The sequence below is a fragment of the Streptomyces sp. NPDC000983 genome (assembly GCF_040299205.1).
GTDB lineage: Bacteria > Actinomycetota > Actinomycetes > Streptomycetales > Streptomycetaceae > Streptomyces.
Genome location: NZ_JBEPBM010000088.1, coordinates 1 through 8,709, shown reverse-complemented (window position 1 = coordinate 8,709; position 8,709 = coordinate 1). Strand labels below are relative to the sequence as shown.

Annotated in this window: 11 protein-coding genes; 4 read left to right on the top strand and 7 right to left on the bottom strand. The window is 74.3% G+C overall.

Going from position 1 to position 8,709, the window contains the following annotated elements; genetic code table 11:
- Positions 1–282: 282 nt before the first annotated feature.
- The 6 genes from ABT296_RS38005 to ABT296_RS37980 all read right to left on the bottom strand — a co-directional run bounded on the left by ABT296_RS38005 (position 283) and on the right by ABT296_RS37980 (position 4,311).
- Positions 283–912 carry an MBL fold metallo-hydrolase gene (locus ABT296_RS38005; RefSeq protein ID WP_351934635.1) on the bottom strand — a complete coding sequence of 210 codons (630 nt, stop codon included), beginning with the start codon at positions 910–912 and terminating at the stop codon, positions 283–285.
- Positions 912–1,997 carry an S-(hydroxymethyl)mycothiol dehydrogenase gene (locus tag ABT296_RS38000; RefSeq protein WP_351934633.1) on the bottom strand — a complete coding sequence of 362 codons (1,086 nt, stop codon included), beginning with the start codon at positions 1,995–1,997 and terminating at the stop codon, positions 912–914. The genes ABT296_RS38005 and ABT296_RS38000 overlap by 1 nt, the downstream gene beginning before the upstream one ends.
- A gap of 88 nt (positions 1,998–2,085) precedes the next feature.
- Entirely contained in the window at positions 2,086–2,922 is an 837-nt protein-coding gene (locus ABT296_RS37995; RefSeq protein ID WP_351934631.1) for an SDR family oxidoreductase, read from the bottom strand.
- A 96-nt stretch (positions 2,923–3,018) separates the two neighbouring features.
- Entirely contained in the window at positions 3,019–3,261 is a 243-nt protein-coding gene (locus ABT296_RS37990) for a DNA glycosylase family protein (RefSeq protein WP_351934629.1), read from the bottom strand.
- Positions 3,171–3,920 (bottom strand): DNA glycosylase family protein, encoded by a 750-nt coding sequence (locus ABT296_RS37985; RefSeq protein WP_351934627.1) that lies wholly within the window; start codon positions 3,918–3,920, stop codon positions 3,171–3,173. The genes ABT296_RS37990 and ABT296_RS37985 overlap by 91 nt, the downstream gene beginning before the upstream one ends.
- A gap of 94 nt (positions 3,921–4,014) precedes the next feature.
- Positions 4,015–4,311, bottom strand: a complete 297-nt coding sequence (locus tag ABT296_RS37980) for a hypothetical protein (protein WP_351934625.1) — start codon at positions 4,309–4,311, stop codon at positions 4,015–4,017.
- A 169-nt stretch (positions 4,312–4,480) separates the two neighbouring features.
- Here ABT296_RS37980 and ABT296_RS37975 point away from each other — a divergent pair, with 169 nt between their 5' ends.
- The 3 genes from ABT296_RS37975 to ABT296_RS37965 all read left to right on the top strand — a co-directional run bounded on the left by ABT296_RS37975 (position 4,481) and on the right by ABT296_RS37965 (position 6,402).
- The gene (locus ABT296_RS37975) at positions 4,481–4,846 is read left to right on the top strand and encodes a nuclear transport factor 2 family protein (protein ID WP_351934623.1); all 366 of its coding nucleotides are present in this window, start codon (positions 4,481–4,483) and stop codon (positions 4,844–4,846) included.
- Positions 4,834–5,103, top strand: coding sequence for a hypothetical protein (locus ABT296_RS37970; RefSeq protein ID WP_351934621.1), 270 nt, complete (start codon positions 4,834–4,836; stop codon positions 5,101–5,103). Before ABT296_RS37975 ends, ABT296_RS37970 begins: the two co-directional genes overlap by 13 nt.
- 93 nt (positions 5,104–5,196) lie before the next feature.
- A complete protein-coding gene (locus ABT296_RS37965) occupies positions 5,197–6,402 on the top strand; it encodes a glycosyltransferase (protein ID WP_351934637.1) in 1,206 nt (401 codons plus the stop codon).
- Between the two features lie 18 nt (positions 6,403–6,420).
- Here the strand turns inward: ABT296_RS37965 and ABT296_RS37960 are convergent, their stop codons facing one another.
- Positions 6,421–7,077 (bottom strand): TetR/AcrR family transcriptional regulator, encoded by a 657-nt coding sequence (locus tag ABT296_RS37960; RefSeq protein WP_351934619.1) that lies wholly within the window; start codon positions 7,075–7,077, stop codon positions 6,421–6,423.
- A gap of 202 nt (positions 7,078–7,279) precedes the next feature.
- On the opposite strand from ABT296_RS37960, the gene ABT296_RS37955 reads away from it, so the two are divergent.
- On the top strand, positions 7,280–8,539 hold the full coding sequence (locus ABT296_RS37955; protein ID WP_351934617.1) for a YncE family protein: 1,260 nt from the start codon (positions 7,280–7,282) through the stop codon (positions 8,537–8,539).
- Positions 8,540–8,709: the final 170 nt, after the last annotated feature.

Sequence of the window (8,709 nt, the reverse complement as noted above, 5' to 3'; positions counted from 1 at the left end):
CTTGGCGAGCCCAGGCCCAGGCCTGGGCTCGCCAAGCCGACCCGGGAAACCGGCAGCCCCGCGCTCCAGCCCGGCCGGCATGGGCCCACGGCCCGGAGCGGTGGCATTGCGGGCGCGCCCCGGACCGCGCGCCACCAAGCCGGGCCGTAAGCCTCAGTGGGCGGGCCATGTGCCTCCGGGCCGCAGGCCGTCGAGCCGCCCCCGGGAAGCGGGAGCCGCCCGCTCCGGCCCGGCCGGCTAAGGGCGGGCCGGAGCCGTATCACCACAAGCGCGCCGGAGGCGTCAGTGGCCCCGCGTGATCCACTCCTCCAGGTGCGGGGCCTCGGCCCCGATCGTCGTGCCGTCACCGTGCCCGGTGAGGACCTTCGTCTCGGGCGGCAGCGTCAGCAGGCGGTCGCGGATGGAGTCCACGATCGTCGGGAAGTGGGAGAAGGAGCGGCCCGTCGCGCCGGGGCCGCCCTTGAAGAGGGTGTCGCCGGTGAAGACGGTCGCGAGTCCGGGGTCGTAGAGGCAGACCGCGCCGGGCGCGTGCCCGGGGGTGTGCAGGACTCTCAGGTCGGCGCCCGCGGCCTCGATGACCTGCCCGTCGAGGAGGTGGGCGTCGGGGTCGCGGTCGGGGTGGGTCTGCTTCCACAGCGGCAGGTCGTCGGGGTGCAGCCAGATCGTGGCGCCGGTGCGGTCCGCGAGGGCGGGTGCGGCGTCGATGTGGTCGTTGTGGGCGTGGGTGCAGACGATGGCGGTCAGTCTGCGGTCGCCGACGGCCTCGGCGATGGCGTCCGCGTCGTGGGCGGCGTCGATGACGACGACCTCGTGGTCGTCGCCGACCAGCCAGACGTTGTTGTCGACGTCCCAGGTGCCGCCGTCGAGGCTGAACTGGCCGGAGGTGACGAGGCGTTCGATGCGGGTGGCCATCAGAGCACCACCACCGAGCGCAGGACGTCGCCCTGGTGCATCCGCTCGAAGGCCTTCTCCACGTCGGTGAGTTCGATGGTCTCGGTCACGAACGCGTCGAGGTCCAGGCGGCCCTGGAGGTGCAGGTCGATGAGCATCGGGAAGTCCCGGGAGGGCAGGCAGTCGCCGTACCAGGAGGACTTCAGGGCGCCGCCGCGGCCGAAGACGTCCAGCAGGGGCAGTTCGAGCTTCATCTCGGGCGTGGGCACGCCGACCAGGACGACGGTGCCGGCCAGGTCGCGTGCGTAGAAGGCCTGTTGATAGGTCTCGGGGCGGCCGACGGCCTCGATGACGACGTCGGCGCCGAAGCCGCCGGTGAGTTCGCGGATGGACTCGACCGGGTCCGTCTCGCGCGAGTTCACGGTGTGCGTGGCACCCATGGCGCGGGCCTTCTCCAGCTTGCGGTCGTCGATGTCCACGGCGATGATCCGGGCGGCGCCGGCCAGCGCGGACCCGGCGACGGCGGCGTCGCCGACTCCGCCGCAGCCGATGACGGCGACGGTGTCGCCGCGGCCCACGTTGCCGGTGTTGATGGCGGCCCCGATGCCGGCCATGACACCGCAGCCGAGCAGGCCCGCGACCTGCGGGGAGACGGCCGGGTCGACCTTGGTGCACTGTCCGGCCGCGACCAGGGTCTTCTCGGCGAAGGCGCCGATGCCGAGGGCCGGGGAGAGTTCGGTGCCGTCGGTGAGCGTCATCCGCTGCTTCGCGTTGTGCGTGTCGAAGCAGTACCAGGGCCGTCCGCGCAGACAGGCCCGACAACGACCGCACACCGCACGCCAGTTGAGGACGACGAAGTCTCCGGGTGCGACCTCGGTGACGCCGTCGCCGACCGACTCGACCACGCCCGCGGCCTCGTGGCCCAGCAGGAAGGGGAAGTCGTCGGAGATTCCGCCCTGTTTGTAGTGCAGATCGGTGTGGCAGACACCGCAGGCCTGGATCTGTACGACGGCCTCGCCCGGCCCCGGGTCGGGCACGACGATCGTCTCCACCCGTACCGGCTCGTCCTTGCCCGGCGCGATCACGCCGCGTACCTGCTGCGCCATGGTCCTGACCTCTCTTCCTCAGACCGGTGTGCGTCCGGTTCGACCCTACGCGACTGATCCGGAACGGTGTGTCCCCGCGGAGGGGCGCTCAGGCCCGCAGCACCTGTTCCAGGGAGGTGGCCGGATGCCCGGTGAGGTCCTCGATCGCGGTGGTCACCCCGGCGAGGGAGCCGTCGGCGACGGCCGTGTAGGTGGAGACCCAGGCGTCGAGCTGCCAGTCGGGGGCGCCGTGGCCCTTGCGGGAGGCGTACGCCTCCTCGACCGTCTCGGGCACATAGGTCACCGGGCGGCCGGTGACGGCGGTCAGGGTGTCCGCGACGTCGGCCAGGCCGAGCGCCTCGGGGCCGGTCAGTTCGTAGGTGCGGCCGAGGTGCGCGCCGGGGGCGCGCAGGACGGCGACGGCCGCGTCGGCGATGTCGTCCTGGGCGACCACGGCGGCCCGGCCCGCGCCGGCGGGCCCGCGGATGGCGCCGTCCTCGCCGACGAGCGCGGGCATGAAGTCGGCGTAGAGGTTGTCCCGCAGGAAGGTGAAGGGGATGCCGCTGGCGCGCAGGTGCCGCTCGGTGTGCCAGTGGTCGCGGGCGAGGGTGAAGGTGGCGTCGGAGGCGGCGCCGTAGAAGGAGATGTACACCAGGTGGGCGACGCCGGCCGCGGCGGCGGCGTCGATGAAGGTGCGGTGCTGCTGGACCCGGTCGGGGGTCTCGGAGGCGGAGACCATCAGGACGTGGTCGCTGGGGCGCAGGGCGCGGGCGACCGCGCCGGGGTCGTCGTAGGCGCCGGGCAGGGCGGTGGCGCCGGGGAGTTGGGGGGCCCGCGAGGGGGTGCGGACCAGGAGGGTCTGCTCGACGCCGGCGGCGGCCAGCCGTCGGGCGACGCGTCCGCCGAGGCGGCCGGAGGCGCCGGTGACGGCGTACGTGGGGGCCATGGGTTTCTCCTTGGGCAGCGTCAGGTGGGACTCGATCCGTATCAGACGTGTGTACGGATCGCCCCTCGGCGACACGCGCGCCGGCCGGCCCGCCGGTCAGTGGAGCGGTCCGGCGCGCGGAGACCGGGGTCCGCGGCGCGGGGCGGCGCCCGGGGTGAGTTCGAGGAAGCGGAGGACGCGGTGGCGGTGCGGGCGGAAGGGCTCGATCTCGTCGTCGTGGAGGGGCCGTCCGAGGAGGGCGACGCCGGTCAGGGTGCCGAGGTGGTGGTCGCCGAGCGGGAGGGCGTCCGCGTCGCCGAGGGCGCGGTGGCCGACCTGGGCGGCGGTCCGCACCCCCATGCCGGGCAGGTGCGCGGGCAGCGCGTAGGCGCCCTCCGGGTCGTCGGCCGCCCGGTCGAGCTTGTCCGCGTTGCGGGCGGCGGCCACGAGGTGGCGGAGCGGTGCAGGTCGACGCCGGCCCGGCGCCACTCCCAGCTCGGGACGGTCCGCCAGGTCTCGGGCGCCGGGGGCAGCCGTATGCCCGCGGGGGCGGGTCCGGGAGGCGGCTGCCCGTAGATCCGCACGAGGCGGGCGAAGGAGGTGGCGGCGTCGAGGCCGACGACGCGTTGCTCCAGGACGGCGGGGACCAGCGCCTCGAACAGGCACCCGGTGTACGGCACCCGCAGTCCGGGCAGCCGGTGCGCGGCCCGCCGCAGGACGGGGTGCCGGGGCCGGAACAGCTCCGGCCGGTCGTCACCGCCCGGTTCGCGCCGGACGGAGTCGGCGAGTTCGGCGGCGCCGGGGCCCCGGAGGTCGAGGTGGAGGTCGTCCGGGCGCCGCTGGCGGACGCGGTAGGTGACCGGCCCGGAGCCGGTGAGCGCGGTCCGCCACACGGTGCCGTCGGGCCCGGTGCGGTGGTTGGGTTCGTGGAAGGCGCGGCGCAGGCTCCGCAGGGTCAGCCGGGCGTCCACGGGGAAGCCGGGCCGCCGGCGCACCGTTCGGTCCGGGGGCTGCGCCATCGGTCAGGGTCTCCCGGGGAACGTGCCGAGGGCCGCCCGGCTGAGCGGGCGGCCCCAGGATGGTGCGGCGGGTCGGTGTCGGCTCCGGTACGGATCAGTACTGGATGCCCGGGAGCAGGCCCGTGACCGGGGCGGCCAGGTCGGTCACCTGGTGCAGCTGGTTCAGTTCGTGGACCCGGTTGAGCTGGTCGAGCTGCGCGGAGGGCCGCGGGACGGCCGCCTTGTGCTGCTCGGGGATGTCGCTCACGGTGAGCGAGTCGAGCATGCTCATCGGGCTGAGCGACCCGGTGTCGGCCGCCTTCGACTCGGCCGCGCCGGCCAGGGGCGCGGCGAGACCGGTGACCGCGGCGGCCAGACCGACCGCGGCGGCGATACGTCGTGTTGAGATCATGTCCGGAGCAACGCCGACGGGCCGTCGGCGGACACGGGCGGACGGCACGGCTCACTCGTCAGGCGGACCGCGGCGGCTGCGCTTGCCGAGCCCGCCGGCCCGGAGGAGCCTCGTAGGAGAGGCTCCCGCGGCACACTCCCCTAGGCCGCGGGCCTTGTGGGAGGTCACCATGGGCACCGCGGCACGTTCCGGATTCGACACCGAGATGCTGCGTCGCGGCATCGAGGGAGACTCGCCGGCGACGCTCCTGTCGCTGTACGCGGACGACGCCGAACTGCGCGTCGTGGACCGCAACACCCAGCCGAGCGCCCCACGGGTGCTGCACGGCCGTGACGAGATCGGCGAACTCCTCGCGGACGTCTACAGCCGCGACATGACGCACAAGATGGAGCGCTGCGTGATGGACGGCGACAGCGTCGCGTTCAGCGAGAGCTGCCGGTACTCGGACGGGATGCGGGTGCTCGCCGAGTCCATGATCACGCTGCGGGACGGCAAGATCGTCGAGCAGACGATGATCCAGGCATGGGACGAGTAGGCGTCCGGCTGCCGAGGGTCCAGTTCTCCACCCGGATGACCTGGACCTTCTCGGCGCGGGCGGGCATGGGCCGCCCCCGTCCGGCGCGCGCTCGTCGCGCCGGGGCGGTGTCCGCGGCGGGCCGGGTCGCGTCCGCGGCCCTGCTCCGGTCGGTGCTGCGCGGGACGCGGGCGCGGCGGCTGCCCGTGACTCCCCCGCCCCCGCGGCTGCGCGGCCTGCGGCGCCTGCCCGTGCGGCGGGGGCGCGGTACGGCGTGATCCCGCCGTACGCACGCCGACGCTCGGGGCGGTCGTGGCGGAGCCCGGCCAGGCGGCCGCCGGGCCATACTGACCGTCGTGCGCGTAGCGATCATGACGGCGGGCTCCCGGGGCGACGTGGCCCCCTACACCGGTCTCGGGCAGGCACTCGCCCGGGCGGGACACCGGGTCACCCTGGTCACCCACGGCTGCTTCGAGCGGCTGGTGACCGGTTCCGAGGTCCGCTTCCACACTCTGCCGGTCGACCCGCGGGCCGAGTTGGAGTCGGTCCGCGGACGGGGCCTGGCGCGCAGCTCCACCGGGGTCGGGAAGCTGGTGCGAGTGGCCGCGCTGGCGCGGGCGGTGGTGGGCAGGATGACCGACGGCCTGGTGGCTGCCGCGCATGACAGCGACGTTCTGCTGCTCGCCGGCTCGCTGGCCCCACTCGGCCGGACCGTCGCCCAGGGTCTGCGCCTGCCCGCGCTCGGCGTCTACCTCCAACCGCTCGCCCCCACGCGGGAGTTCGCGCCGCCCGTGCTGGGCGGCCGCCCCCTGGGCGCGGTGGGCAACCGGGTCGCGGGGCACGGTGTCGACCTGTTGATGCGGCACATCTTCGCGTCGGCGCTGCCCCCGGTACGGACCCGGCTCGGCCTGCCCCGCACGGACGCCGCCCCCGCGCTGCCGGTGCTGCACGGCTTCAGCCCGCTGATCGTGCCGCGCCCCAGGGACTGGCCGAGGGCTCTGGAGGTGACCGGGTACTGGTGGCCGTACGACGGAGACGCCCGGCTGCCGGGCGCCCTGGAGGACTTCCTGGGTGCGGGTGACCCGCCGGTCTTCGTGGGCCTGGGCAGCGCGACGGTGCCCGATCCCGCCGGGCTGAGCGAGCAGATCGTGCGGGCGCTGCGCCGGGCCGGGCTGCGCGGGGTGATCCAGCGGGGCTGGGGCGGGCTGGCGGCCGACGGGGACGACATGCTGACGGTCGACGAGGTGCCGCACTCCGCCCTGTTCCCGCGGACGGCGGCCGTGGTGCATCACGCGGGCGCGGGTACGACGGCGGCCGGACTGCGCGCCGGCGTGCCGGCCGTGCCGGTGCCGGTCCAGTTCGACGAGGGCTTCTGGGCGCGCCGGCTCGTGGCGCACGGGGTGGCGCCGTGCGCGGTGCCGCTGCGCGGGCTGACGGCGGACGTCCTGGCCCCGGCCCTGGAGCGGGCCGTACGAGGTCCCGGGCACCGGGAGCGGGCCCGGGCCCTGGGCGAACGGATCCGCGCGGAGGACGGAACGGCGCCGGTGCTGACCGCGGTGGCGCGTCTGGCGGACTGAGAGCCGGCCCCCGTACCGTCAGCCGGCCTCCCAGCCCACCGGGCGGAGGATGGCGAGGAGTTGGCGGACCAGTTCGTCGACGACCTCGTCCAGGGTCGCGTCCACCCAGCCCGCGCTCCAGTCGTGCAGCAGCCCGTTGACGCTGCCGATGAACGCGGTGGCGGCGAGCCGGTAGTCGCGCTGGGCCGCCTCGCCCCGGTCGGCCGCCGCCCGGGCCTCGGCGCAGATCAGGTCGACCCAGCGGGAGCGGCGGGCCAGCCGCTGCTCCTCCAGCCGGGGACTGGCCCCGACGATCTCGACGAAGGTGATGCGGACCCGGCGCGGGTCGGCGGTGACATGGGCCGCGTACGCCCGGAAGATCGCGGCCGCCCGCTCGGGCATCGGGGCGTCGCCGGCCTGCGCGGCGCCGGCCAGTACGGCTTCTTCGGCGGAGTCGTTGACCTGGAGGTGGAGGGCGGCCAGGACGTCCTCCAGGGTGCGGAACTCCTCGTAGAACTGCCGGGTCGACAGCCCTGCCGCCTCACTGAGGGCGGCGACCGTGGTGGCGCGGTAGCCCGGGGCGTCGCCGAAGAGGCGCAGGGCCGCGTCGAGGAAGCGGCGGCGGCGCTCGGCCTTGCGTTCCTCCGCCGTTCTGCCGCCGTAGCGGCCGGTCGGTGCCCTGAGCCTGCCCGCCAACGTCCGTCCTCTCCTGGGCCGTTCGCCATCTTGTCGTGTACGCACTCTTGTGGAGAAGGCCCCCCGCTCCCTACTTTCCAGTAGGCCGAACTCTGAACGACCCCGTGTTCAGATCGCCAACTTGGCATGCGCACGCCATATCCGACTCGATAGTCGCAGCCCGATACCCGCAGCCCGTCACCCGCCGCTCGGAGGAGAACCCATGCCCGTCTTCGGATCCCGGCCCGCCAGGCATCTGTGCGCGGCGGCCGCCGCCCTCGCCCTGACCGTCGTCACCGCCTCGGCCGGCGGCGCGTCCGCCGCCTCCGAAGTGCCCCTGCGCGAGGTGCTGTTCGTCGGCAACAACTGGGACGGCACGGCCGATGTCCTGCGTTCCGAAGGGGACTTCGCGAAGCTCGGTCGGCTCGACGTCATCCCCGACAGGGACCGGCGGATGGCGGAGATCAACGCCGACCCGATCAGGTGGATCTACTTCATGGCGATCCGCAACAGCGTCGGCGAGGGCCACGACCAGTTCGTCGACGACATGTACTCGACCCCCGACGGCTCCTCGGTGGTCGTCTCCCGGCCGAGCTTCGCCGACGTCGTCTCCATCGACCTCACCACCGGCGCGGTCAACTGGCGCTTCCCGGTGTCCGGTTACCGCTCCGACCACATGGCGGTCTCCCCCGACGGCAAGCGGGTCGCGGTGTCGGCCTCGACCTCCAACACCGTGCATGTGCTGGACATCGGGACCGGCCGGGAACTCGGCAGGTTCGCCACCGCCGACAAGCCGCACGAGAACATCTTCACGCGGGACGGCAAGTACATCTACAACATGGGGATCGGCGACGTGAACACGCAGACCGACGCCCCCTGGCTGGACTGGACGAAGGGCAACCGGTACGTCACGGTCGTCGACGCGTCGACGTTCCAGCGGGTCAAGGTCATCGACATGCGGCAGCGGCTGGACGCGATCGGGCTGACCGACCACTCCGACGCGGTCCGGCCGGCCGTGTTCTCGCCGGACGAGACCAAGCTCTACTTCCAGGTGTCGTTCTTCAACGGCTTCTTCGAGTACGACCTCGCCACCGACAAGATCGTGCGCACCAAGACGCTGCCGAAGAACCCGGCGACCAGCGACGACCGCACCACCTTCGTCAACGACTCGCGCCACCACGGGATTTCGATGAGCCCGGACGGCGACAAGCTGTGCGTCGCGGGCACGATGGACGACTACGCGACCGTCGTGGACCGCGCCACCCTCCAGGAGGGCCCGCTGGTCACCGCGTCGAAACCCTACTGGGCGACGGTCAGCGGGGACGGCAGGTCGTGCGTGGTCTCCGAGAGCGGCACCGACCAGGTCACCGCGATCGACTTCGCCACCGGGCGGAAAGTGGTGTCGGTCCCGGTCGGCGACCACCCCCAGCGGGTCCGGCTGGGCCAGGTGCCGGGCGACTGGACCGCGCCCACGGCCGGCTGACCGGCCCCAGGGGCTGTCGTCACCGTCCCGTCCGCGCGGCGACGGCAGGCCCGCGCGCCGGTGCCGCTCCCTCCGCGGGAGGACGGGGGCGCCGCCGCGCAACCCCCCCCCGGGCCCCGCGACGCCCTGTGGGCCCGCCCCGGCCCCCACCTGGAGCCCCGGGGCGGCCG